The organism is Foetidibacter luteolus (assembly GCF_009650435.1).
Lineage (GTDB): Bacteria > Bacteroidota > Bacteroidia > Chitinophagales > Chitinophagaceae > Foetidibacter > Foetidibacter luteolus.
Genome location: NZ_VVIP01000080.1, coordinates 30,375 through 56,128 on the forward strand (window position 1 = coordinate 30,375; position 25,754 = coordinate 56,128).

At 44.1% G+C, this 25,754-nt stretch carries 24 protein-coding genes; 8 read left to right on the forward strand and 16 right to left on the reverse strand.

What is annotated here, in order from left to right; translation table 11 throughout:
* Positions 1 to 98 precede the first annotated feature (98 nt).
* From nuoI to F0364_RS25145, 9 genes are all read right to left on the reverse strand, one after another.
* Complete coding sequence (gene nuoI / locus F0364_RS25105; RefSeq protein ID WP_153800576.1) at positions 99 to 614, reverse strand: NADH-quinone oxidoreductase subunit NuoI; 516 nt, start codon at positions 612 to 614, stop codon at positions 99 to 101.
* A gap of 86 nt (positions 615 to 700) precedes the next feature.
* Entirely contained in the window at positions 701 to 1,648 is a 948-nt protein-coding gene (nuoH, locus tag F0364_RS25110; RefSeq protein ID WP_235921260.1) for an NADH-quinone oxidoreductase subunit NuoH, read from the reverse strand.
* Positions 1,649 to 1,800: 152 nt separating this feature from the next.
* Positions 1,801 to 4,497 (reverse strand): NADH-quinone oxidoreductase subunit NuoG, encoded by a 2,697-nt coding sequence (gene nuoG / locus F0364_RS25115; protein ID WP_235921262.1) that lies wholly within the window; start codon positions 4,495 to 4,497, stop codon positions 1,801 to 1,803.
* 299 nt (positions 4,498 to 4,796) lie between these two features.
* The gene (nuoF, locus tag F0364_RS25120; RefSeq protein ID WP_153800578.1) at positions 4,797 to 6,104 is read right to left on the reverse strand and encodes an NADH-quinone oxidoreductase subunit NuoF; all 1,308 of its coding nucleotides are present in this window, start codon (positions 6,102 to 6,104) and stop codon (positions 4,797 to 4,799) included.
* A 95-nt stretch (positions 6,105 to 6,199) separates the two neighbouring features.
* Complete coding sequence (gene nuoE, locus F0364_RS25125) at positions 6,200 to 6,703, reverse strand: NADH-quinone oxidoreductase subunit NuoE (protein WP_153800579.1); 504 nt, start codon at positions 6,701 to 6,703, stop codon at positions 6,200 to 6,202.
* A 466-nt stretch (positions 6,704 to 7,169) separates the two neighbouring features.
* Entirely contained in the window at positions 7,170 to 8,918 is a 1,749-nt protein-coding gene (gene nuoC / locus F0364_RS25130; protein ID WP_153800580.1) for an NADH-quinone oxidoreductase subunit C/D, read from the reverse strand.
* A gap of 106 nt (positions 8,919 to 9,024) precedes the next feature.
* Positions 9,025 to 9,663, reverse strand: a complete 639-nt coding sequence (locus F0364_RS25135; RefSeq protein WP_153800581.1) for an NADH-quinone oxidoreductase subunit B — start codon at positions 9,661 to 9,663, stop codon at positions 9,025 to 9,027.
* Between the two features lie 331 nt (positions 9,664 to 9,994).
* Complete coding sequence (locus tag F0364_RS25140; RefSeq protein WP_153800582.1) at positions 9,995 to 10,420, reverse strand: NADH-quinone oxidoreductase subunit A; 426 nt, start codon at positions 10,418 to 10,420, stop codon at positions 9,995 to 9,997.
* Between the two features lie 98 nt (positions 10,421 to 10,518).
* Entirely contained in the window at positions 10,519 to 10,947 is a 429-nt protein-coding gene (locus F0364_RS25145) for a CBS domain-containing protein (protein WP_153800583.1), read from the reverse strand.
* A 374-nt stretch (positions 10,948 to 11,321) separates the two neighbouring features.
* Here F0364_RS25145 and F0364_RS25150 point away from each other — a divergent pair, with 374 nt between their 5' ends.
* Positions 11,322 to 11,648, forward strand: coding sequence for a hypothetical protein (locus tag F0364_RS25150; RefSeq protein WP_153800584.1), 327 nt, complete (start codon positions 11,322 to 11,324; stop codon positions 11,646 to 11,648).
* Positions 11,649 to 11,753: 105 nt separating this feature from the next.
* Positions 11,754 to 12,866 carry a PQQ-dependent sugar dehydrogenase gene (locus F0364_RS25155; RefSeq protein ID WP_153800585.1) on the forward strand — a complete coding sequence of 371 codons (1,113 nt, stop codon included), beginning with the start codon at positions 11,754 to 11,756 and terminating at the stop codon, positions 12,864 to 12,866.
* Between the two features lie 491 nt (positions 12,867 to 13,357).
* Here F0364_RS25155 and F0364_RS25160 read toward each other — a convergent pair whose 3' ends face one another.
* A complete protein-coding gene (locus tag F0364_RS25160) occupies positions 13,358 to 14,470 on the reverse strand; it encodes a family 20 glycosylhydrolase (protein ID WP_153800586.1) in 1,113 nt (370 codons plus the stop codon).
* A gap of 192 nt (positions 14,471 to 14,662) precedes the next feature.
* On the opposite strand from F0364_RS25160, the gene rpmH reads away from it, so the two are divergent.
* The 3 genes from rpmH (at position 14,663) to yidD (ending at position 15,528) form a co-directional block, all read left to right on the forward strand.
* Positions 14,663 to 14,818: a 50S ribosomal protein L34 gene (rpmH, locus tag F0364_RS25165; RefSeq protein ID WP_153800587.1), complete on the forward strand. Its 156-nt coding sequence runs from the start codon at positions 14,663 to 14,665 to the stop codon at positions 14,816 to 14,818.
* A gap of 73 nt (positions 14,819 to 14,891) precedes the next feature.
* Entirely contained in the window at positions 14,892 to 15,296 is a 405-nt protein-coding gene (locus F0364_RS25170; protein ID WP_153800588.1) for a ribonuclease P protein component, read from the forward strand.
* Positions 15,271 to 15,528 (forward strand): membrane protein insertion efficiency factor YidD, encoded by a 258-nt coding sequence (gene yidD / locus F0364_RS25175; RefSeq protein WP_207632876.1) that lies wholly within the window; start codon positions 15,271 to 15,273, stop codon positions 15,526 to 15,528. Before F0364_RS25170 ends, yidD begins: the two co-directional genes overlap by 26 nt.
* Before the next feature lie 6 nt (positions 15,529 to 15,534).
* Here yidD and F0364_RS25180 read toward each other — a convergent pair whose 3' ends face one another.
* The 5 genes from F0364_RS25180 to F0364_RS25200 all read right to left on the reverse strand — a co-directional run bounded on the left by F0364_RS25180 (position 15,535) and on the right by F0364_RS25200 (position 18,952).
* Positions 15,535 to 16,155 carry a hypothetical protein gene (locus tag F0364_RS25180; RefSeq protein WP_153800589.1) on the reverse strand — a complete coding sequence of 207 codons (621 nt, stop codon included), beginning with the start codon at positions 16,153 to 16,155 and terminating at the stop codon, positions 15,535 to 15,537.
* A 113-nt stretch (positions 16,156 to 16,268) separates the two neighbouring features.
* A complete protein-coding gene (locus F0364_RS25185; RefSeq protein WP_153800590.1) occupies positions 16,269 to 16,874 on the reverse strand; it encodes a superoxide dismutase in 606 nt (201 codons plus the stop codon).
* 456 nt (positions 16,875 to 17,330) lie between these two features.
* Entirely contained in the window at positions 17,331 to 17,777 is a 447-nt protein-coding gene (locus F0364_RS25190; protein WP_153800591.1) for a nucleoside deaminase, read from the reverse strand.
* A 41-nt stretch (positions 17,778 to 17,818) separates the two neighbouring features.
* Positions 17,819 to 18,298 carry a hypothetical protein gene (locus F0364_RS25195; protein ID WP_153800592.1) on the reverse strand — a complete coding sequence of 160 codons (480 nt, stop codon included), beginning with the start codon at positions 18,296 to 18,298 and terminating at the stop codon, positions 17,819 to 17,821.
* Positions 18,299 to 18,658: 360 nt separating this feature from the next.
* Positions 18,659 to 18,952, reverse strand: coding sequence for a nucleotidyltransferase family protein (locus F0364_RS25200; RefSeq protein WP_153800593.1), 294 nt, complete (start codon positions 18,950 to 18,952; stop codon positions 18,659 to 18,661).
* 388 nt (positions 18,953 to 19,340) lie between these two features.
* Between F0364_RS25200 and F0364_RS25205 the strand changes: the two genes are divergently transcribed.
* From F0364_RS25205 to F0364_RS25215, 3 genes are all read left to right on the forward strand, one after another.
* Positions 19,341 to 21,206 carry a M61 family metallopeptidase gene (locus tag F0364_RS25205; protein WP_153800594.1) on the forward strand — a complete coding sequence of 622 codons (1,866 nt, stop codon included), beginning with the start codon at positions 19,341 to 19,343 and terminating at the stop codon, positions 21,204 to 21,206.
* A 174-nt stretch (positions 21,207 to 21,380) separates the two neighbouring features.
* The gene (locus F0364_RS25210; protein WP_153800595.1) at positions 21,381 to 21,527 is read left to right on the forward strand and encodes a hypothetical protein; all 147 of its coding nucleotides are present in this window, start codon (positions 21,381 to 21,383) and stop codon (positions 21,525 to 21,527) included.
* A 90-nt stretch (positions 21,528 to 21,617) separates the two neighbouring features.
* Positions 21,618 to 22,556 carry a GyrI-like domain-containing protein gene (locus tag F0364_RS25215; RefSeq protein ID WP_153800596.1) on the forward strand — a complete coding sequence of 313 codons (939 nt, stop codon included), beginning with the start codon at positions 21,618 to 21,620 and terminating at the stop codon, positions 22,554 to 22,556.
* A gap of 20 nt (positions 22,557 to 22,576) precedes the next feature.
* Here the strand turns inward: F0364_RS25215 and F0364_RS25220 are convergent, their stop codons facing one another.
* Positions 22,577 to 25,747, reverse strand: a complete 3,171-nt coding sequence (locus F0364_RS25220) for a VCBS repeat-containing protein (RefSeq protein WP_235921263.1) — start codon at positions 25,745 to 25,747, stop codon at positions 22,577 to 22,579.
* Positions 25,748 to 25,754 lie beyond the last annotated feature (7 nt).

Here is a 25,754-nt window from a genome sequence, read left to right on the forward strand (position 1 = left end):
GAGTTATGAGCTGTGAGCTACGAGGAAATCCCACTCACTACTCACTTGATCCACCGCCTTACAGTGACTTCCTGACTTACTGTCTTAATGACTTTTTTCTACGGCAATAAACTAAACACATCCACCGGTTCTTCTTCCTCTTCACCTTTGCCCTTTTCTTTTACACCTGCATTCATGCCGGCTACCTTGTAAAAATTGTATCCGGGGTATTTGCCTTCACTATTAATGAGTAAATCTTCCTTTTCAAAAACGAGGTTCTGTCGTTTGTATTCAGCCATTTCAAAATCAGGTATCAGTTGTATGGCATAGGTAGGACATGCTTCTTCACAAAAGCCGCAGAAGATGCATCTTGAGAAATTGATGCGGAAGAATTCCGGGTATCTTCTTCCATTCTCATCTTCAGTTGCCTGTAAGGCAATACAGTCCACCGGGCACGCTGCAGCGCAGAGATAGCACCCTACACATCTTTCTCCACCATCCGGATCTTTGGTCAATACGATGCGGCCGCGCCAACGAGGATGCAACTTTACTTTTTCGTCCGGGTATTCTATCGTCACCTTTTTGTGAAAGAGGTGCAGAAAGGTTAACCAGATTGTGCGGATATGACTAAACATAATTTATTGTTTTATTGTTTGGCTGTTCCATATTACATGTTCACGAGCAGACTTAAACTTTTGAACCTTGAACTGAGAACTTTAAACTATCCCTTTAAATACAACAATACCGCTCCTGTTACCAGTATGTTTACCAGCACCAACGGTAGCAACACCTTCCAGCCTGATTCCATCAACTGGTCGTAGCGCGGCCTTGGCAGCGATGCACGGAGCAGTATAAAGAACAGGATGAAAGCGAATGTTTTAATAAAGAACCAGGCCCAGCCCGGCAAAAATTCAGGCCCCATCCAACCGCCAAAGAACATGGTTACTGTCATGGCTGAAATAAGCGTAACTCCTAAGTATTCACCGATAAAGAACATCCCGAACTTCATTCCCGAATATTCAGAGTGGAAGCCCGCTATCAGTTCACTTTCAGATTCGGGTATATCAAATGGCAGGCGGTGTGTTTCCGCAATGCCCGCTATAAAGAACAGTATCAAACCAAGAGGTTGTGTAAAACAAAACCATACACTTCGCTGGGCTTCTACAATATCTGTTAACCTGAAAGAGCCGGTCATCATTACCACACCCATCAGGCTTAGGCCCATAAATACTTCATAAGCTATCATTTGCGAAGCGCCGCGCATAGCCCCTAATAATGAATATTTGTTATTGGAAGCCCAGCCACCCAGTACGATGCTGTAGACACCTAATGAAGACATGGCGAGGAAGAACAGTACGCCTATATTTAAATCAGCTACTACAATGCCCGGCGCAAAGGGTATCACTACAAAACTCATCAACACGCTTGCCACTACAATAGCAGGTGCAATTACAAATATTTTCTTATCGGCAAAAGAAGGAATCCAGTCTTCTTTAAAAAACAGCTTGAGTGTATCGGCCAATACAATCAGCAAGCCCAATGGCCCGGCACGATTGGGCCCCAGCCTGTCCTGCCACATAGCAAGCATACGGCGCTCTACCCATATAAGGCCTGCCGCTACATTAAGCAGTACAAACAAAACACCGAGTACAATCCAAACATGTTGCATACCGCTGATTTGAATGATTAAAATGAAGCATGATCCAACCAAACCTGTTGCTCATTCTAAAGCTGCTACACCATGCTGCATAAAGAACAAAGCGTACAAGTGAGTGACACAACAGGCGATGATAGTAGCAACTCAGTTCGTCCCACCATCTTCTATTCTTTTTCTATTTTCACCCAGTCACCCCAGTTATACACTTCTGTTCCCGGCAGCCCGGCGCTGATTAATACAACCCCATTGGCCAGTGACAGATGCACTTTAACAGGCAACGCAGTTGTGCCCGGATGCACCCTGATTTTGTCGCCGTCCCGCACACCAAGCAACGCCGCATCCGTTTCAGACAAAACCACACAAGCTTCAGGCAGCAAAGAGGCAAGCGCTTTTGTATAGCTGCTCAACTCACCAGATGCCAGCACATGGTACTGCGGCAGCACCAGCCATTTTTGCTTCCTTGCTACAAATGCCTCCGGTATATCTTTAAAAAACACCGGAGCCTTATCCACTTTATCATGAAACAGTTGAACAGCAGGTATATGACCTTTGAATGCACCACCAGGCTCCTGCTGGTATTTAGTTACTGATTGACCTGAGTTCCACCCCGGCGACCAAAAGAAAGGCGCTGCGTCTGCAGGTGGTTGCCCTTTGAAGCCTTCCATGGTAAAACCAAAAGCAGACTCACCTTCTTCCTGCAAAGGTTTTTGCTCACTTACATTAAGGTTGGCATACATAGCAGTGCGGCCACTGTAACGGTGCGGCTCCCTGGGTATATGCTCGCCATGTATAGAGTAATGTGGCGACAACATTGCATCATGCACACCTTCAAATACAGGCATTTCGATTTCTGCTTCATGCAATAATTCATCCAGCGACAAGCCGTGCCCGTTACTCCGGTTATTCTTTGCAATACGCATGCTGTTAAGCCAATGAAAACTTTCTTTGATATGGCCTTCTTTTGGGATGAACACTTTGTAATAATGCTGTGTACGCCCTTCATAGTTCACCATGCTTCCATCAGCTTCAGCAAAGGTTGCAGCAGGTATTAACACCTGCGCTTTTTCCGTTGTATTGTTGTGTATTGAATCAAGCGCAATAACGTTGCTGCAACGGCTGAAGAAGGCGTCTGCAGTGGCTTGCGGCAGGTAACGGTATAAATCATTCTCCAGTATCAAAGCCGTCATATCGTTAGCGTTGCTGCTATCAAAAATCCTTTCTGCCGAAGGCGCCTGCATTAAAGCAAGCCCCATGCTGTTGCATTCAGGCAATACATAAGCAACAGATGCTTTCCAGTGTGTATTATTAAGTGCTGCAGCTATATCAAACGCGGCCCTTATTACTGCACTGTTTACACAGCTTAAGCCGCTTACTATTACAGGATGTTTTGACTGTTGCAATGCAGCAGCTATCTGCCTGGCAGTTTGCAGCAACTTTTCATCAGCATTAGCTAATGCGGGCAAAGTGTTACTTAACTCATGGGCAACAGCAAAGCCAAGTCTTGCTATATCATCAGGAACGGCATGTACAGTAACCTGTGCAATGTTATCTATTGGAGAGCCTGCCACCGTTATGTTTGCAAGAAAACCTTTATCAGTTTGCACCAACTCTTTAATAGCGGCATCATGCCAGGCAGGCAAAGAGAGTTGTGCTGCTGCATTGTTTGCCGCCGTTTTCATTGCAGCCTGTCTTACTGCCAACGCCATCATGGGTGCGGTATTCCAAACATCCTCACCCAACACAATCACCGCATCTGCCTGCTCTATATCTTTTAGCGAAGCGCTATGCAAGGTACCCTCCTGCATTACCTGTACTATCAATCTTGTTAAGTATGCCTCTGTTTCACTGATACCTGCATAAAAATTGCCGGCGCCAACCAGTTGCCGCAATGCAAAGTTGCTTTCAAGCGATGCCCTTGCCGACCCAATGCCCACCAGCTTTTGCTGAGACAACAATACCGATAGTTCATGCATAAGCTCTTCCTCGCTTACTGCTTCACTCATGCGGCCGCGTATCAACGGTTGCGTAACCCTGTTCTCGCTGTTTACAAACTCGTAACCAAAGCGCCCTCTGTCACACAGGAAATAACCATTCACTTCCTCATTATAACGGTTCACCACGCATCGCAGTTTGCCGTAACGCTCACCGGCCGTAATGTTGCACCCAACACTACAATGCGTACACACAGAGGGCGCCATTGTTAAATCCCACTTACGTGTATAATGTTCTTTCAACGTTTTATCAGTAAATACACCTGTTGGACAAACTTCTGCCAGGTTACCACTGAACGGACTTTGCAACACACCATCCTTATCCCGGCCAAAATAAACGTGATTATGTGCCGCGAAAACATTCAGGTCGTCGCCACCGGCATAGTCATGATAATAGCGCACACAACGGTAACACTGTATGCAGCGGTTCATCTCATGATTAATCAGCGGCCCGAGATATTGATTTTTATACGTCCGCTTTTTATAATGGTAACGCCGGTAATCATGGCCCGTCATCACGGTCATATCCTGTAAGTGACAACTGCCTCCTTCATCACATACCGGGCAATCATGCGGGTGATTGGTCATCATCCATTCAATCACCTGTTCACGAAAAGCCTTTGCCGTTGCCTCTTCCACACCAATCCGCACACCATCACGAACTCCTTCCATACAGCTCATCACCAGCCTGCCCTGTGTATCTTTTTCATCTTTAAACACCTTTACTGCGCATTGCCTGCATGCGCCTACACTGCCCAGCGAAGGATGCCAGCAGAAGTACGGCAGGTTAATGCCCGCCGCAAGGCAAGCCTCCAGCAGGTTCTTGCCGGCCTTCGCTTCGTATGGTTTGTTATCAATGTAGATGGTCATGATGTATTGTTTGGTTGTTCAAGGTTTAATGTTCAAGATTAGCTACATACTAACATTGAACTTTCAACAATTCAACTTTGAACTTTTTTAATACCAGCGACATATTTTCATAGCATCATCGTTGCGTCGCAATCCTTTCATCGTTCGGTTCAATGGGCGACAGACAGGTTCAAAGTTCCGTGTTCAAAGTTCAAGGTTGTTTAAGGCACCTATTGTCTATTGTCCATATCTATGGTCTCCCACTCACTATTCACCATTCACTATTCACCACTCCCTACTCCCTACTCACCACTCACCACTCACCATTCACTACTCGCCACCGCTTCATGCACATACGGACAACCCTTCTCATGCGCATGCCTCTCAAAATCTTCCATGAAATATTTCAACGCACTTTGCAATGGTTCCATCGCACCGGGTGCCAATGCACAGAAAGTATTACCTGGCCCAAGCAGTTGTGTGTGCATCTGCAGCATATCAATATCCGCTTGTGTGCCTTCGCCATGTTCTAGCGACAACAATATTTTTTCTACCCATGGCAACCCTTCCCGGCAAGGGGTACACCAGCCGCAGCTCTCCTGTGCAAAAAAGTGTTGCAGGTTGTGTACAAAACCAACCGGGCAGGTAGCATCATCCATCACGATCATAGTGCCTGTGCCTAAACGGCTTCCTGCTATGGCTACGGACTGGTAATCGAGCCTGGTATCCAGATGGGCCGGCGTTAAGAAATCGGTAGATGCGCCACCGGGCAACACACCCCGCATCATCAAACCATTACGCATACCGCCTGCATGCTCTTCCAGCAGTTCACGCATAGTTGTGCCCATCGGAAGCTCCCACACGCCTGGCCGTTTTACCTTGCCGCTAACACCATACAGTTTAGTACCCGCATCTTCAGTAAAACTTAGCTTCTTAAACCAGTCTGCACCATTGTTGATGATATGCGGTATACAGCAAAGTGTTTCTACGTTATTTACGATACTTGGCTTGCCAAACAAGCCGCTTACCTGCGGAAAAGGCGGCTTAGCCCTGGGTGTTGCACGCTTGCCTTCCAAGGCATTCAGCAAGGCTGTTTCCTCGCCACACATATAACGGCCGACGCCGGTATGCAAATGCATATCCAAACTCCAGCCGCTGTTTAAAATATTCTGTCCCAGGTAGCCGGCGGCATATGCTTCGGCGATACTCTGCTTTATTAATGCTGCTGCTTTTTTATATGCCCACCGAAGGAATACGTAAGAAATATCGGCCTGTATGGCATAAGCTGCCAGTATCATTCCTTCCAGCAATTGGTGCGGGTTACCTTCCAGCAGCAACCTGTCTTTAAAAGTGCCCGGCTCCATTTCATCCGCATTGCAAATAAGGTATTTGGGATGCGGTGCATCACTGCCCATTGGCACGAAACTCCATTTAATGCCTGTATTAAAACCGGCGCCACCCCGGCCTTTCAGGTTGCTATCCTGCACCGCTTTCTGCACTTCCTGTGGCGTCATTTCTTTCACTGCTTTGCGAACAGCCGCATAACCACCCTTTGCCTCATACTCCTTTAAATTGAGTGGCTGGCGGTTGATGTGGATGTGCTGTGTTAATGGGCGTTCGTAAATCATGTAAAATCTTGTTATGTGTACCGTTTGTTTTCGTGAAACGTGAGAGGTGAACCGTGAGATGAGCGAAACACTTTTCACGTTTACCGTTTCACTTTTCACGTATAAGTTTCCAAAATATTCCTAACGTCTTCTGCTTCTATATCCCTGTATAAATCTTCATCAATCATTAATGCCGGCGCATGATCGCAGCAGCCGAGGCATGCATTAGGCAACAGCGTAAACTTTTTATCTTTTGTTGTCTCGCCGAATTTTATTTTCAGTTCGTGTTGTATGGCTTCATATAATTTTTGATAGCCCATCACATAGCAGGAGATACTGTCACACAAGAGAATAATATGCCTGCCCACAGGCTTACGGAAGATGAGGTTATAAAACGTTGCTACGCTATCTACTTCCGCGGTACTCATATCGAGGTATGCAGCAATAGCAGCAACGGCGTCATCACTTACCCAACGGCGGTGCTGCTGCACAATCTTCAATGCTTCTATCACTGCTGCTTTCTTGTAGGGCAGTAAGCTTACTTCATGATTGATGGCATCCTTCTCTTGTTGTGTAAGGAAGCTTTTTGCTGTTGTTTGTATGTGTGGTTCTGCTACCATTTGCTGATTTTAGTTACCAGTTTCCGGATACCGGTTACCAGTTTGTTGGGTGCGTAAATACTTTTATTGTACTTGGCCCGTCTCCGCTTAACTGCTGCGCATAGTTCCTACCGTACAAGTGTTTCCAATTTTGCTGCTTTGCCACGCAAAATTGCGCAAGGAACGATCAATAGCAGTACTGTCGCCGGGACCATAAAAAATTTACCGGTTACCCGTTGCTGGTTGCCAGTTTATCCGAAGCGAAAATTTGTTTCGCACCTATAAGCCATGCATAGCTGACTATCAATTTTCGTATCAAGCCGACCCCCCTTCGACAAGCTCAGGCTGACAACCTCATTATCAGTAACAGCTCAAACCCTAATCACTATTCACCACTCACCATTCACCACTCACCATTCACCACTCACCATTCACCACTCACTATTCACTATTCACCATTCACCATTCACTATTCACCATTCACCATTCACCTATCAATGTCCGCCAACACAAAATCAACACTACCCAATATTGAAAGCAAATCTGCAACTGTATAACCTTTGCTGATATATGGTACCATTTGCATGTGCGGAAATGATGGGGTGCGGATACGGACACGGTAGGGTGATGTGTTGCCGTCGCTGGTGAGGTAATAACTGTTGGCGCCCTTGGTTGCTTCAATACAACTCATGGCTTCACCTGCAGGTATTACCGGGCCCCAGCTTACATTTAAGAAATGCGTGATCAGCGTTTCTATATCTTTCATTGTATGCTTCTTAATGGGGGGCGTGGTGAGCGGATGGTCTGCCTTGTAGCTGCCTTCGGGCATGTTGTTGAGGCATTGCTCTACAATGCGTAGGCTTTGGCGCATCTCTTCCACACGCACAATGGCGCGATCGTAGCAATCACCATTCTGCGCAATGGGAATATCGAAGTCGAACATTTCGTAACCAGAGTAAGGCCGCTTCTTACGGAAATCCCATTCAAAGCCACAGGCCCTTAACCCTGCGCCAGTAACACCCCACTCAATAGCCTCTTCAAGCGTGTAGATACCGATACCTTTGGTGCGGCCTTTAAACAGGCTGTTGCGCAACACCATGTTGGTATATTCACGAATGCGTTTGGGAAAATAGTTTACAAAATGACGAACTAAGCCATCCCAGCCGTTGGGTAAATCCTGCGCTACACCACCAATACGGAACCAGTTGGGATGCATGCGCCCACCGCAGACTGCTTCAATGATGTCGAATACTTTTTCGCGGTCGGTGAACATGTAGAAGACAGGAGATAACTGGCCAACATCCTGCGCAAAAGTGCCGAACCAAACAAGATGACTGGAGATGCGGAACAATTCACAAAGCATTACACGTATAACCTTTACCCTGTCGGGAACCTCAATGCCAGCAAGCTTTTCAACAGCCAGCAGGTAAGCAAGGTTGTTCATTACACCGCCGAGATAATCTACCCTGTCTGTATAAGGAATATATGTATGCCAGCTCTGGCGTTCACCCATTTTTTCCGCACCGCGGTGATGGAACCCAATCTCAGGAACTGCATCTACAATGTCTTCACCATCCAGTTGCAGCACGATGCGCAGTACGCCATGTGTGCCCGGGTGTTGCGGGCCGATGTTGAGGAACATAAAGTCCGCATCATCTGTTTGACGTTGCATACCCCATTCCTCCGGCTTAAATTCCAGTGCATTTTGTTCACGGTCTTCATACTCTGTAAACAAACGGAATGGGCCGCTTTCTGTAGCCCTTGCCGGGTGCTCTTTACGTAGCGGATGGCCCGGCCAGGTGAGCGGCATTAAGATGCGTTGCAAATGCGGGTGACCCTCAAAGCGAATGCCGAACATGTCATACACTTCACGCTCGTACCAGTTGGCATTTTTATATAAAGAGGTAATAGATGGTAATGAAGGATATTCCCCTTCCAGTGCTACCTTAAGGCATATAAAATCATTACGTTCAAAAGAAAAAAGATGATAGACAACAGTGAAGTCTTTTAAAGGCAGGTAGCCGTTGCCCATACGGTCGCGTTCATCAATGCCACAAACATCATAAAGCAACTTATAAGGTTTATCCACTGCTGCTTTAAGCCATTGTGTAACGGGTATAAGTTGCTCCTTCGGCAGCCAGACGGTGAGTATATCATCTTTTCTTTGCTGCTGTTGCAAACCAGTATCGCCGAAGCGTTGCTGCAACTGTTTTAATATGTCATCAGCATCCTGCATTGATATGAGTTGAATTGTTGCTCACTCATTTCCAAGGCTGTTGCTTCCTGGTTTTGCGCCTCACCCCAACCCCTCTCCGCACGGAGAGGGGCTTAAGAAAAACGCACTATATTTCATCGATGGTTTTAAAGTCAACCATCGCCATTCTTTCTTTTCTTTTTTGCTCTTTCATGGGTGTCATCTGCGGTTTAATAACGCCCTGCTCGCCAATCATCCAGCTTAAAGGCCTTCGTTCTTTACCTACAGCATCCGCTAACAGTACAAGCCCCTGCATAAACGCATCTGGCCTGGGCGGACAGCCGGGTACATATACATCTACCGGTAAAAATTTATCAACGCCCTGCACTACACTATAGATGTCATACATACCGCCGCTGTTGGCGCAGCTACCCATAGATATTACCCAGCGTGGCTCCATCATCTGCTCATGCAGCCGCTTGATGATGGGTACCATTTTGATGAACACTGTCCCTGCAATCACCATCACATCTGCTTCACGTGGTGTGCCCCGTATTACTTCCGCACCAAAACGGGCCACGTCATATTTACTTGTTATGCTGGTAGCCATTTCTACAAAGCAACAGCTTAAACCGAAATGAAAAGGCCACATGGAATTCTTTCTGCCCCATGCCAGCAAATCCTGCACGGTGGTAAGCATAATGCTTTTACTTACGGCCTCTTCCATGCTGCCGTTACCGGCGGCGTTGCCGTTTACACCATTCGCTTTATGTAGCCACCATTTCATAATTCGTGAATCTTAGTTGTGAATGCAAGTGGTTAGTAGTAAATGGCGAGTGGGGTGCCTTAAATCAAAGACTCTTTTCCTGAAAAAACTCAAAAAACTGCCTTTGTTGTTTTACCCAATGATGCCAAATACTTCAAGTACTGTCTGCACCGAAACCTTAGGCCGCCCAATGTTCCGAACGATGAAGTGATTGCGACGCAACAGCCGATGCCATGAAATACCATTGCTGGTATCTAAAAAATAATCTGCAGCGCTGCATTGTTCATTTCATGAAACGCAAGAGAGAATTGTTTCGTGCTTCCTATCCGCATTATAACATGTACCACATTTACTACATTTCCATCTTCATCTTCTTTTTGTAGGCCTTCAGTATCTTCAATCCATCAGGCCCAAAATCCAGTGCACCAATACCCCATTCATATACCAATACAACAATCAGTTGAAATATAAAAATGCATATGGCAATATAACCAGCCCAGCCAAGCTCATAAAACCCCAAAGCCCAAAGCATAATAAACACAGCTTCCACGTCGAAAATCACAAACAACATAGCAACAAGATAAAACTGAGAGGAGAAGCGTATCCTGGCGGACCCTGTTTGCTGAATACCACCTTCGTAAGGCAAGTGTGTTGCCCGTTCTTTATGGTGCTGTCCCAATATATAGGAGAGCGTAAGTATAGCAGCAAGCAATACCAGTACCAGTGCGCCGTAGAGGATAAATGGCCATAACAAAGTATCGTTGTTATTACCAGGCATATCTTTTCAATTTGGCAAACAATATCATAGTACCCGCAGGTTTATGAACCCGCGGCGTGACAAAGCAATCGTGAAATAAAGGCAACAGCCGTTCTGCCTCAGCCCATAATGTAATGCTCAAGGTTCTCGATAATGAAATCTTTTTCATGGATGATATAGCCAACTATATCACCAATGGAAATAACACCAATCAATTCATCATTTTCCAATACAGGCAGATGACGGATATGTTTTACTGTCATCAGTTGCATACAATCTTCAATGGTGTTGTCTGGACGAACGAAAATGGGAGCATTTGACATAATCTCCCTAACGAGGGTTTCTTTTGAGGACCTACCCTTGAGAATTACTTTGCGGGCATAATCGCGTTCTGTGAAGACGCCGACTAATTTTCCTTTTTCTGTTACAACCAAAGAGCCAAGATTCTTATCTTCCAATTCTTCCAAAGCATCATACACAGAACTGTCTGGACTTATGCTGAAAACCGCACTGCCTTTAGTTTGCAGTATGTTTTTAACAGTGCCCATAAAACGGAATTTTACAGTTACTGAATGCGACTATTAAGTTATAACTAATTTTTTGAAATAAACAACGAAATGATTTTTTTTAATAGCGTTACCTTCTTTCAAACTATTCTTTGTTGTTGTCTTGGAATAGCGGCCAACACTTAATTTTATTTTCCTGCAACGTTTACCTGCCTATGGTGATTGTGGAAAAAATGCAACAAAAAACTTTTATTACAAAGAAAAATTTAGCGCCGCACATTTCTTAAATGCCTTTGTGTAATGGGGAAAGCTTGATTTATTTACATAAAAAGCGATTACATACTCCAAAACCCCTCGTGGTTAAAACTTTGGATAAGTTTTTGATTTTAACATTTCATCACCTTAAAATTATAATCATGAGAAACAAATTCCTGTCAGCAGCTATTCTATTCCTTCTTCTTACTTCAGTTGCACAAGCGTCCTCATTAGATAAAGAAGCCTTACAAGCCAAAGTGGCCGGCATGAGCGAAGAACAAAAAAATGCCAGGGCAGAAGAAATAAAAACAAGGGTTGCTGAAATTAAAGCAATGGATAAATCTGCCCTTACCCGTGAGGAAAGAAAAGAACTGCGTAAAGAAATGAAGGAAATGAAAAAAGAGGCCAAAGCTATTGGCAGCGGGGGTATTTACATATCGCTGGCAGGTATTTTAATTATTATACTGTTGCTGATTATTTTACTGTAACAAGTTTACGGCACGGCGCATCAGCATTTCGTCAAAGTACAGGCAGCATAGTTAAAACCCCGGCTATCTTTATACTACCTGCTAAAAACAAACGTTTTTATGTTTATGAAGTATAAGTATATGGCTATGGCTTTGTTTGCTGCATGGTTTATGATGTCTTGCTCAGCCTGCAAAAAAAGCACAACTGATACCGGAAATAACCTGCCTGTTGATTCCACAAGAATCGTTAAAAGCGGGCTTAGCCACCCATGGGAGATTACCTGGGGGCCTGACAACTTTATATGGATAACAGAACGCAGCGGCAGGGTGCAGCGCATTGACCCGGCTACCGGCAACAGCAGTTTCTCCTTTACAATAAGTGAAGTGGAAGCTAATGGGGAAGGTGGCTTGCTGGGCATGGCGCTGCACCCTGATTTTATGAATAATGGCTACCTGTATGTTGTGTACAATTACGATAATAGTGGCAGCTACCGCGAAAAACTTGTGCGCTATACCTATTCCGGCAATACCCTTACCAGCGCCGTTACCATTCTCGATGGTATTACCGCGGCAGGTATTCACAATGGCGCCAGGATATGGATAACCAACGATGCCGAACCCAAACTTTTTCTTACCACCGGCGATGCAGCCAACCAGCCTTCGGCACAACAAACCGCTTCGCTTAACGGCAAAGTGCTAAGGCTAAACCCTGATGGCACCATACCTCCAGACAATCCTATAGCCGGCAACCCATTATGGAGCTATGGCCACCGCAATGCGCAAGGGCTTGTTATGGCCAACAATATCATGTATGCCTCTGAGCACGGGCCATCTGAAGAAGATGAAGTGAACATTATTGAAAAAGGGCGCAACTATGGCTGGCCAGATGTTAAAGGCCCATGCAATGGTGGCGAATTAAGCTTTTGCACCACTAATAATGTTAAAGAACCTATCTGGAGCAGTGGCGGCAGCACCATAGCGGTTTGCGGGCTTGATTATTATGACCACGACAGAATTCCACAATGGAAAAACAGCCTGTTGATGACAACGCTTAAGAACAGCAGCCTGCGCCAGTTAAAACTTAGCGCCGACGGCCAAAGCGTTACAGAAACTGCCATTTTTTTAAAGGATGAATATGGCCGCCTGCGGGATGTATGTATTTCGCCGGAGGGCCGTGTATATGTATGCACCAGCAATGGCAGCGATGATAAGATTATCGAAATAAGCAGCCTGCCATAACATTTTTCCACTCACGCTTTATCATTTACCATTGTTCTTTTTATGGTACCGGCGACATATCCCTGTGGCGGCATCGTTGCGTCGCAATCCGTTCATCGCCTGATTTTTCATGGCATCTTTTCAGACCTGGGCAGGTTGTCTGAACCAGGATTTTAAGCTGATATTACTGATTGCCCCGTCTCTGCCACGATAGTGCCAGAGACTTTATCCGCAGACGCCCTACCCAAAAATGCTTCTGGCAGCAAAGCTGGCAGAAGCGGGTGCAACAGGCTGATGGCCCTGTTTCTGCCACAATAGTGTCAGAAACTTTATCAGCATTCACCTTCTGCAAAAATGCTTCTGGCAGCAAAGCTGGCAGAAGCGGGTCAGCTATACGGGTCTGAAAAGCCGCCCAATGAACCGAACGATGAAAGTAGTGCGACGCAACGATGCTCAATTGAAAAACCAGACCCCTGCCACCAAAGAATAGAAACTATTTCAATAATTAAAAATCAGTTTAGCGTAGCTATTTTGCCATACATGGCCCTGAAGCATGCCCAGGGCGTATTGTCGCCGCCTTTGTTGTCTTTTTTATTGCCATAGAACCCGCTTAAAAAAGAGCCGGCATCAGACCATACCGTTTGCATCATCCCTTGAAAATTCCCTTTCATTTCTTTGGTTGACTGCTGCCTGAAGTTAACCATGTCTTCAGTTTGCGTTACAGCCAGGTTGGGCACCCGCCAGGGGCAGGTTATCACATTAAGGCCCTTCATGGCAAAGTAAACAGGCGTTTTATCGGCACGCTCATAATGCCAGTCGCAAATCATCACCTCTTTGGGTATAAGGTCTACGGCCCGGTGGGTATTGTTAAAGCTGGCTTCCCACATGCCCAGCCCGGTGGTTTTACCATCCAGCAGGCGGTCGCCCCATATCCACAACCGGCGGCCGTTTTGGGCCAGGTGGTATTGCAGGGTACGCACTTCGCCGGCAAACAGCTCTGCCTTATCCCTGCCGCCGCAACGGGGGCATTTGTCATCTCCTATGTAAAAAACCTCATCCATACCGGCATGAAAGGCTTTGGCTTCAAAAGCGTCGCAAATCTCATCCATCAGTTCAAATACCAGCTTATGCACTTCCGGGTGTAAAGGGCAATAACTTTTGCAATACAGGCCATCGGCGTTAGGCCATTCATATTTTTCCGGCATTTTTACATGTGGCGTTTCATCAAACTGGGGATACACCTTTAACAGGTTATTGGTTTTACTTGCCCAGGACTGGTGGCCCAGCAGGTTTATTTGCGGGATAATGGCAACCTGGTGGCTTTGGCAGGCAGTTACCAGCTTTTTTACATCCGCGCTGCTAAGGGCAATGCTGTCCCTAAGCTCAGGATGGCGCTGAAACTGGTAGTTAAAATCAACACGCAGTACCAATGTATTTACCTTGCGGGGGGCCAGTTCTTCATTAATAAATTTTACAAAAGCATCCACATCTTTTGGCAAAGGGGCGGCTATACAAAAGCCCCTTACCGGCAGCAGGCTATCTAATGTGGATTGGGTTTTGCCTTGTAAACAACTGAGTAACAACACTGCCAATGCCGGCAGAAATACACGGAGGCCGTTTTTCATATGCAGAAATGTTTAGATTTGACGTTAGCGCTAATATACGGCAGTAAAGACTTTGCCTAAAAAAATACTGCGGCGCAGGCCTGCTGTTTAAAATTTTTACCCTACTTTTGCCGTCCTTTCACCGGGGGGCAGTGATGGTGACTGTAACCTGTAAGTTGAAAAATAAATTTAGGTTAGTAAAAAAGCAATACAATGAAACGTACATTTCAGCCACATAATCGCCGCCGCAAAAGCGTTCACGGTTTCCGCAAACGCATGGAGACTGCCAATGGCCGCAAAGTTTTAGCCAGCCGCAGGGCGAAAGGCCGTCACAAGCTTACCGTTTCTGACGAAAGAAAATTAAAATAATACTCCGGCTAATGCCGCAGGAGAAATAATAGCAAAGCCCCAAATATTGGGGCTTTTTAGTTTTGGAAATACAATGAAAGCAAATGCTTACCCAAAGGAAGAAAAATTAAAGGGCCGCAAGCTGGTACAACAGGTATTTGGCAGCGGAAAAAGTTTTGTAGTTTTTCCTTTGAAAGTTTTTTATACCGTTGCCCAACAGCCGCTGGGTTATGCTGTTAAAGCGGGGGTAGGCGCTTCATCCCGCAGCTTTAAAAAAGCCGTAGAGCGCAACCGCATCAAGCGGTTGCTGCGGGAGGTATACCGCCTTAACAAGCAGCCTTTGCACCAGGTGCAGGCTGGTAATAACCTGCAATTGGCTTTTTTTATTTTGTATATTGATAAGGTTATGCCACAACAGGCGCTGCTGCAAAGCAAAATGCAACTGGTTATTCAACGCTTAATAAAAGAACTGCATGAAGTGGCTGCTGAAAATACTTAGTTATCCTTTTTTACTGCTGATACGCATTTACCAGTTGATTGTATCCCCGGTATTGGGCCCTAAGTGCCGGTTTACGCCCACCTGCTCACATTATGCCGCCGAGGCTTTAAAAAAGCATGGCCTTTTAAAAGGCGGCTGGCTGGCTGTTAAACGCATCAGCCGTTGCCGGCCGGGCGGCGGCAGCGGGTACGACCCGGTGCCCCCTCCCAACCTCCCCACAGGGGAGGGATAGAAAAACTTACTTCTTCTTTTCTTCTTCCGCTTTTTTAGCCCCTGTCAGCGCCTCAGCTTTTTCAATTTTTTCACGCACCTCTTTAATACTGTAAAAGCGGTACACTTCAGGCGTTTTTCCCTCTTCTTTAGCCAGGGAAGTCATTTGGTGATAGGGCCCTACCACAAATGCATCTAAATTATCTGTAATCTTTACACCGGTATTGGGCAGCAGGTAAAAATTGCGTTTAGCCGTGCTTACATTTTGGTTGGCTACAAACTGCTTCAGCGAGTCAAGTTGCTGCTTAACATCTTCCTGGGTAAACGATGTTTTGCGGCCTTCCACAGAGCCGTAGTTCTGGTAGCTGCCCAGGGTGGTATCAGCCTTCAGGTTAATTACATAAAAACCATTCTCAGGTATTTCTATAGTGGCTTCTCCTGCCTGGGATTTTACCTTGAGGCTAACTTTTTCGGCCGTATTAAACTCTATGGTTTGTTCTTCATGGCCGGTACTGGCATCTACATTAATGGTCTTCTCTTCCAGGTCAACGGTAGCTTTACCCCTTGAGAGTATCAAAACTTTCTTGATATTAGTGCTGCACGAGGCAAGCATAATAACACAGGTAACAGAGAAAATAATTCTTTTCATATTGCTGGTTTAAAAAATGAAATCCCGCCCTCTTTATAAAGGGGCGGGATTGAAGGTAAAATATCATTACTGAAAAACCGCACTGAAATTTTTGCCTCAGCCGGTTATGGCAACTATTTAGCAGCAGCGTACAATTCAGCAACTTTTGCCCAGTTAATTACATTCCAGATGGCGGCCAGGTAATCAGGCCTTTTGTTCTGGTACTTCAGGTAGTAAGCATGTTCCCAAACATCCACCCCCAGTATGGGTGTGCCTTTTACTTCAGCAACATCCATCAGCGGGTTATCCTGGTTGGGGGTTGAAGTAACTTCCAGCTTACCGTCTTTTACAATCAGCCATGCCCAGCCACTGCCGAAACGCGTAGTGCCTGCCGCATTGAATTTTGTTTTAAACTCATCAAAAGAGCCAAAAGCGCTGTTGATGGCTTCAGCCAGTTCGCCTGTTGGGGCGCCGCCTGCGCCAGGGCCAATTATTTCCCAAAAAAAGGAATGGTTCCAGTGGCCACCGCCATTGTTACGCACGGCCGGGGAAATTTTGCCCGCACTGGCAACCAATTCTTCCAGGCTTTTGCCTTCGTTATCGGTACCTGCAATAGCTTTATTCAAATTGTCAACATACGCCTGGTGGTGTTTTCCGTGGTGAATTTGCATGGTCTGCGCGTCTATGTAAGGCTCAAGCGCCTCGTGGGCATAAGGCAGCGCCGGTAGTGTAAATGCCATAGTTGTAAGTTTAAATTGTTTGTATTAGTTCCGAAAGGTCACAAATTTATTGCCATAACGCTAATAGTGCCAACAAGTCTGTATGATTTGTTTCCTAAATCGAAAGAATTTGTGTTTGCGGGGGTACAGCTTATTGATTAGAAGAAAATAAGAAAACAATTCAGGGTGCCTGCCAAAGGCAAAGGGCAGAACTACGTTCGCAACCTTCGTCAAAGCAACATTTAGTTGCTTTTTCTCGGTTTTGCTATTACTCCGCCACAAAGCCCCGGCTGCAAAGGCCTCAGCGGGGTATCCGCTTCAATCCCTGGCGCGGGGGTGACGCAACGTAGTTATTTATACGCAGGCTGAGGTGCATCGCAACCATACCCCAACCGTCCTGAAAGATTGGAAACAAGTTCTCCAAAAGAGGGGCACAAAAATGTTCTCCAAAAAAACTTCCGTGTTGCTGTGGCAACACTACCTGCGCAGCCTGAAAAACTCCTTCATTAACGCGGCGCATTCATCTGCCATTACGCCGCCTGACAATTCTGTTTTGGGATGAAATGGCCAGTTTTCTTTGGTGATGTGGCGGTAGCCGTTCTTTTCATCCGGTGCGCCATACACAATGCGGCCAATCTTGCTCCAGTACAATGCCCCGCAGCACATAAGGCATGGCTCCACGGTAACATACAAGGTAGCATCGGGCAGGTACTTGGCGCCCAGGTGGTTAAATGCGGAAGTAAGTGCGATGATTTCGGCATGCGCGGTACTATCGTTAAGCCTTTCTACCTGGTTATGGCCACGGGCAATTAGTTTGTTGTTGATGACTACCACGGCGCCAATGGGCACTTCTTCTTCTTCGAAAGCATAACGGGCCTCCTTTAAAGCCTGCTGCATAAAATATTCATCGCTGTATGGTAACATGGGGCTAAGATAGTTGGTGTGGGGGAAGGGGCAAATAGGTGCTATAATAAAGAATCAGCCTGTGGGTGCATACCAACCGGCCTAATTGAGTATATGTTTTTTAGTTCTGCTTCGTAGTAATTCAAATGGCCTTTTCCAGTTGTGTCAAAGAATCCTTTAACTTCAACCAACCTGTTTCGCAAACTGTCTAACCCGGCAGAAGAAAGGGAAATACGATAATTGAACCTAACCCAGAGTTCAGGCCGGGCCTTCACTTCAATTATCGTGTCACCCAATTTCACCTGATGGTTGTAGTAAAGTGCAGACCGTTCAAAGCAGGATTCAAAATAACCTTCCGTTTGTATGTATTGCCCATGATAAAGGGCTTTGTTTTCCAGCAACTCACCCAGTGGAAGCTTAATTACCTTTAATTCATTTAATTCATCCAATGTAAGTTCTTTACTCCCTTTAGGCGCCAGGCAGGCGAAAGGAATGAAGCTTAATAAAAACAGCAGTTTAAAAATCTGATACCTCTTCATCATTACATTTTTTTGACAGTCTTACATCTTGTAGTTATTCCATTATTTCTTTACTGCATCAACGGTTTTAGCATCTGCCATAAACTCTTTAAAAGATAAGGCGGCTGTGTAGCTTATACTGCAAGCAGGATAAAAAGAGGCAAAAGCATTGTTCAACCCCTTCAGGGTTGGAGCTATCATCAAATGCTAACCCCGGATTTTATCCGGGGCTATTCACATTTAGCCCTTTGGGCTATTGCACAATTTTACACTGTAAATGTTATACTATTTTCTATAAACTCGTTGAACGATAAGCCGTCTGTATAGCTCAATATTTTATTGCCACTTTCGACTATATCTTCAACAAGAAGGCGAGGTTGTCTTTTAGACATAAATGATTTCCGGTTCTATTTGAGCCAGGTATTTTGCTTTTATCCCTTTTCGTGATACAAGATCAACTTTTTTGTTAAGCGCTTTTTCAATATAATCGGCCAGGTCTATAAATTCTATTCCAATAGGTTTTGAAAAATCAACTACAATATCTACATCGCTTGAAGCAGGTGAATAGTCGTCGCGTACCACAGATCCAAACAAGCCAATTGAGTTGATATGGTACTTGCTTACCAGGAAAGGCTTAATCTTTTTTAAAGCGTCTTTGATATGTGTGGCCTGAGACATAATACAAATATAAAAGATAGCTGCAATATGCAGCTACCTGGGCGTTTACATAGCCAATAGGATAAATGTGTAACATATTGTTATGCTGATGCCATTAAAGCATTGCCGGAGCCGGTTTTGCATCCTGTTACTGCCATACAGGAAAATTGAAGGAAAACTACGCTGCTGCACCATCGCGCCAGGGATAGAAGCGGTTACCCCGCTGAGGCCTTGGCAGCCGGGGCTTTGTGGCGGAGTAATAGCGGATAGCCCGGTGCCTTCGGCAGGCGCCCTGCTTATATACCACTAATCAATTAATAACCGCGGCTGGTACATTTATTAATTTTATAAGATTTTTATTAAGTAATATGCGCGGCTATAGCCAATTATAAGAAATCAAAAAAAGTTTATGCTTAAGAAAACATGTATGGCCCTCTTGGCGGTTTTTGCTTTACTGTGCCAGGTACAAGCCCGTACAGCAAACAAACAGAAACCTTACAGGTTTACTATTAACTTAACCAACGTAAAGGATGACAAAGTTTTTGTGGAACTGCTTACGCCATCAATTACCACAGCCAACATTACTTACCACCTGCCTAAAATAATACCCGGCACTTACTCTGAAGACGACTATGGCCGTTACATTGAACAGTTTAAGGCTTTTGATAAAAAAGGCAAGGAACTGGCCGTGAACAAAAGCGATGTTAATAGCTGGACGATAAGCAACGCTAACCAACTGTATAAACTTAGCTATTTTGTAAACGACTCTTTTGATGACAGCGTTACCAAACAGGTGATTTTTGAACCGGCGGGCAGCAACATTCAGAAAGACACCAACTATGTAATAAACAACCATTGCTTTTTGGGTTATTTTGACGATATGAAACAGGTGCCTTATGAAGTAACTGTTTTGCACCCCGCCAACATATATGGCAGCACGGCGCTTACCGATGTTGACAACAGCCCTGTGAGCGACAGGTTTGTTACCGAAACTTATAACAGGATTGTTGACAACCCGGTGATGTACAGCATACCGGACACCACTGTTATTAAAGTGGCTAATACGGATGTACTGATATCGGTGTACTCGCCGAATAAAAAACTGAATTCTAAATTTCTTGCACAAAAGCTGGACACGCTGCTACAGGCACAGGGTAAATATTTTGGAGGCAAACTTCCGGTTGACAAATATGCCTTTATTATGTACTTTGACGATAAACCGGGTTACTCCGGCGGCCAGGGTGCACTGGAACACTCCTACTCTTCTCTTTACTATTTTGTTGAAGCCGAGCCAGAAAAAGTACTGCCATTTTTTAAAGACGCTTCGGCCCATGAATTTTTTCATATCATAACACCTTTGACCATACACTCTGACGAGATTCAATACTTTGATTTTAATGCACCCAAAATGAGTGAGCACCTGTGGTTTTATGAGGGCTCTACAGAATACCATGCCCAAATGGTGCAGGGTAAGTATGGCATTTTTTCGCATGAAGACCTGCTGAACTCATTCAGCAAAAAAATAACCAATTCCCGCAAGGCTTATAACGATACACTGCCTTTTACAGTTATGAGCAGCGAGGTACTGGGCAAACACAAGCGGCAGTTTGGCAACGTATACCAAAAAGGGGCACTGATTAACCTTTGCCTGGATATTAAACTGCTGCAATTGTCGCAAGGCAAGTACGGCATTATGAACCTTGTGCGAGACCTGTCCGGCAAATACGGCATTAACAAGGGCTTTAAAGACAGTGCTTTTTTCGATGATATTGAAAAGTTTACTTATCCTGAAATAAGGCAGTTCCTGGATACCTATGTGGCCGGCAATAGGCCTTTGCCGCTACAGGAGGTGCTGCAACTGGTTGGTGTAGATTACAAAGCTGAAATGGAAACCAAAGACAGCGCCTTTAGCATGGGCAATGTGGGTATGGGCTTTAACCCTGCTACGGCCAGGCTGAAGATACAGGACACTACCGGGATGAATATTGTGGGCAGAACGCTTGGCTACCACCCAAATGATGAAATTGTTGCACTGAATGGTAAAGAGGCTGGATTTTCGACCTTTGGCAACACAGTGCAGCAACTATACGCCACAGCCAAAGCCGGTGATGAACTGGCTATTACCGTTGTCCGCAAGAATGGCGATAAAGAAGAACAGGTTATACTTAAAGCGCCAATGACCAAAGTGCCTGTAATTAAGCAAAATGTATTAACGTTTACGCCGAACCCTACCGCCGAACAGTTACTGGTTAGGAACGCCTGGCTAAAAATGTAGGTTTTTGTTTAAGGATTAAAAAGCTGTGTTTGGCTGCGGCCTCCACGGCTTTTTTGTTTTGGTTACGTCTGTTGCACGATTTCCACACAAATACAACCGAAAGTCTGTTGTTATTACCGGTACGGGGTTTGGCATTTTTTTGGGATGATTTTGATATACCTAACAGTATATTTTATGAAGACAATTGTGAAAAAACTGGGCGACACTTACGATACCCACCAGGAGAACTTTAGTAAGAAAAGGGCTATAACAGTTGGCATTTTATTACTGGGTTTTGTATTTACCACCTTTTACCTGATGGTGAGGTGCCTTGACCAATAAGGGTTACCTTAAAATCTCTTAAGATTTGCAGCCACTCATTTTTTTATGCCTTAATATCTGCAAATTTGCCTGCTTATAATTAATGGCTATATGAAGAAATGGATTGCAGGAATATTGGGGGTGGGGGTGATTGCGGTAGTGGTGTGTGTGTACGTTTTTATTCCGTCAGAAATTTTAGTTGTTGAAGCACGCAACATTAAATGCAGTGCCCCGGCAGTATTCAGGCATATTAGCGAAACCAAAGTATGGCAAGAATGGTTGCCAGGTTCTTCACTAGTGTATAACAATTGTATAACCCATGGGAATTATACCTACAATGTTTCGGGAAAACTCTACAATGCTGCCCCGGTAATTATTAGTACAGGATCCGTGAAATATTCATCGTCTATTAACATTCTTCCATTACCTGACCATACTATTAAACTTCAATGGAAGTGCTCGGTAAAAGGTAGCAATAACCCTTTTAAAAGATGGTCTCAATTTAACGAAGCAAAAAAGTTGAAGAAAGAGTTTAGTAAAGTGTTTCTGAGTTTGCAAGTATTTACGGAGAATACAAAAAACGTTTATGGTTATACGATCGAATACACTACCCTGAAAGATTCAACCCTTGCAGCAACAAAAAAGATAACAACTAATTATCCTGATACAAAAACTATCTATGGAATGATAAGCCTTTTAGAAACCTATGCTAAAGCGAATGATGCACAGATTACCAATCATCCTATGATGAATGTAAGAAGCAGCAAACAAGGATATGAAACAATTGTTGCTATCCCATTAAACAAAGAATTGCCAGGTAATGCTACAATATTTCCAAGTAGATTGGCAAACATAAAGGACAAGACACTTATTCTTGAGGTAAAAGGTGGTCAGAACGAAATTCAGAAAGCTTATAAACAATTGAGCATTTTTATGCAGGACTACCAATTAACCCAGCCTGTTATACCGTTTGAATCACTTGAAACAAACAGGAGCCTGCAACCTGATTCTTCAAAATGGATCACCCGCATTTATGCGCCGATTGTATAATGGAGATACTATGCCAATGGCTATTTTTTACCTTTATCGTGCAACTGAATTACCATTGCACTATCATTATTCCTTGCAATAATAAAAGATTGTTTACCAGCGATATCAATTGTCCGAATATGCCTTGACTGGCCTTTTATTACAAGACCATTAAGTGATTCCGCATCAAATCTTCCACCACCTTTGTTCACAAGTATAGTTCCAAAGTCAGCATCGTACCTGCCCATTTGTATGTTATTTTCATAAAAGTTCCCAACAAGAAATACATCCGGAAGTGAGTCACCATTCGCGTTTACGATAGCAGCATCCCTGAATGGTGAAAGCTGGGCCTGCCAAGGCATAGGAACGGCCGAAAATTTGAGATTTCCGTGGTTAATAAATACGGTGTTGGAAAAGTAATCTGCGGAAAAAACAGATGCGGCCTTTAATTTTTCTTCAGGAAAAATGTCGTAAAGAGTTGCTTTTGCAAAATCCTCAGCATATAAAAACTTTTTCTTTAGCCCAGGCATTCTTTTTTGCAACTCGTCCTTATTGGCAAATGGAATTTCCCGGTCATTAAGATAATAAGTAAGTACCTGTTCCTTTATACCATTGTTGTCAAAATCATTGTAATACATCCTCAAAGGCTTTTCAGGAGAAACCTTGAAACGGTTATTCAGGCCAAGGTTACCAGCAATAAGGTCAACATCTCCGTCATTATCAATATCATAAGGTAGAACAAAATTCCACCACCCTTTTTTATCTGTAAGATACTGTTTAACAAACTGTCCCCCATGATTCACAAAAGCACAAATACCATCCCATTCAAGTGCCAGTAAGAGGTCTTTATCACCATCCCTATCAATATCGTACCAAAGGCTGTTGCTTACAAATCCTGGTTTTTGCAAATCTTTAGAATACTGTGCAGTAACATCTTTAAACTTCCCTGTGCCATCGTTTTGCAATAAGTACGAACGTGGCATGGCCCCATAGTTGAAAGGTACGGCCCTAGAACCTATAAATAAGTCTATGTATCCATCGCCATTGAAGTCGTACGGAGATACACTTGCCGCCGTAAGAAAAATATTATCAAACGCATTAGGAAGACGTGTAAGCAGGCCGTTGGCATTATTCAGGTAAACACGAGGCTGCATGTTGATATCCCGACCGTAATACTCATTACCGCCACTTGCTACAATCAAGTCCGTAAAACCGTCATTATTTACATCTGCCCAGGCAGCATCTACATCTTCATACAAACTGTCTTTATCCAAATCAGGTTGTGAAGATTTTTGAAACTGCCCGCTAACAGTTTGCATGAATACAGCCGGTTTTAATCTTTTGGCTGCACCAAAAAACACGTCTTCCCTACCATCCCCATTCATGTCTCCGGTAGCAACTGCAGGCCCCTCCCTGGACACCATATGAGGAATAAGAGGTTCCCTATCAAACTCTACAAAAGGATTTTCTTCATGCCTATACAGCAAGTTTACCTGGTTGGTAACATCTACGACTGGTTTTAACCCTGTTTTAATTTTTTTTGTAACAACGGAATAATCAAATGCAGGAAAGCCAGCCTTGTATGCCATTTTCGTTATCGAACCAGTATCTTTTTGCCAGTTAATATGTTCATAAGTATTATCAGGCCAAACCAAAAGCATCGAATCAACTTTGGTATTACCTAATCCGATATGCAGAGGGGTTTCCATACTGGACAAGAAACCATGAACCGGAAATTTTTCATATGTGCGTATTGTACTATCGGCAGCAAACACAATTACTTTCGCCCCAATAGCATTAATATTGGAAGTATCCCCTTGCAGCTTTACCTCTATAAAAGAATAATCTTTTTTTACAGCGGACTTATTTTCGTAGAGTACGGCCGGATCATCTATATTATTTGTAACTATATCAAGGTCTCCATCATTATCAAAATCCGCATATACAGCTCCATTAGAATAGGTAGGTTGTATGCCGCTAATCTTTTTATCTGCATCATTAAAAATCATGTTCCCGCTATTTTTAAAAAACTGGTCGGGAATTTTTATTTGTGGAAACTTATCAATCAAAGCCATGTCCTTCTTATCCAGGTTATTAGCTTTGATTTTATCCTGCATTTCATTGCTGGAAATATAGTTAATATAATCAATGTCATTTAATCGCTTGGGAATACCATTAGAAATGAACAGGTCTTTTAGTCCATCGTTATCAAAATCAAACCAAAGGGCGGCCCAACTCCAGTCTGTTGCTGATATACCCGAATACAAACCTGTTTCACTAAACATTCCATTCCTCCGGTTTAGCTGCAGATTATTCTTTGTGTATTGAAAACCGTATCCATTCTGAATTTTATAATAGTAAATATCATACTGGTCATCACCCTCAGATCTTTTCAAAATGTAAGGGTCACGGGGTAGCATATCCATGGTAATCACTTCAGGAAATGCGTCATTATTTACATCGGCAATATCCACGCCCATAGAGTACATGCTTGTATGCATGGTAAGGGTATTGAGCTCTTCCTTAAAAGTTCCGTTGCGTTGGTTAATGTAGAGGTAATCGTTCTCATGGAAATCGTTGCCAATATATATGTCCGGATAACCATCAAGATTTATGTCAGAAACAGCAATACCCAATCCATAGCCAATCACAGAGCTGTTAATACCTGTTTGAACGGTTGCATCAGTAAACTTGCCATTATCATTTCTATATATACGATCTCCGGATAACGGGTTGGTTTTTTTAATTAATGTCTGCCGCGGACCGAAAGTTCCGTTTTGATGTATGGAATGATTCAGTAAGTACATATCCAGGTCCCCATCCATATCGTAATCAAAAAAAGCTGCCTGGGTACTAAACCCTGAAAAATCAAGGCCATACGCTTTTGCAGAATCCTGATAGTAAGGAATGCCATCTTTACCGATCCCTTTACAGATTAAAAACTGGTTATTACTTTTTAAAACTTCATAGTTACCAACCCGGCAAATGTATATGTCCAGAAGACCATCATTATTAATATCCACGACTGAAACGCCCGTGCTCCATCCCCCATCATTAGGAATTTTAGCCTGCTTTGTTACATCCTTAAAATGCAACTCCCCGGTATTCAAAAACAATTTGTTCTCTTGTTGGCTTGAAGCAAAAAACAAATCAATCAAGCCGTCATTGTTAAAGTCTCCTGCAGCTACCCCAGCCCCGTTGTAGAAGTACATGTAGTGA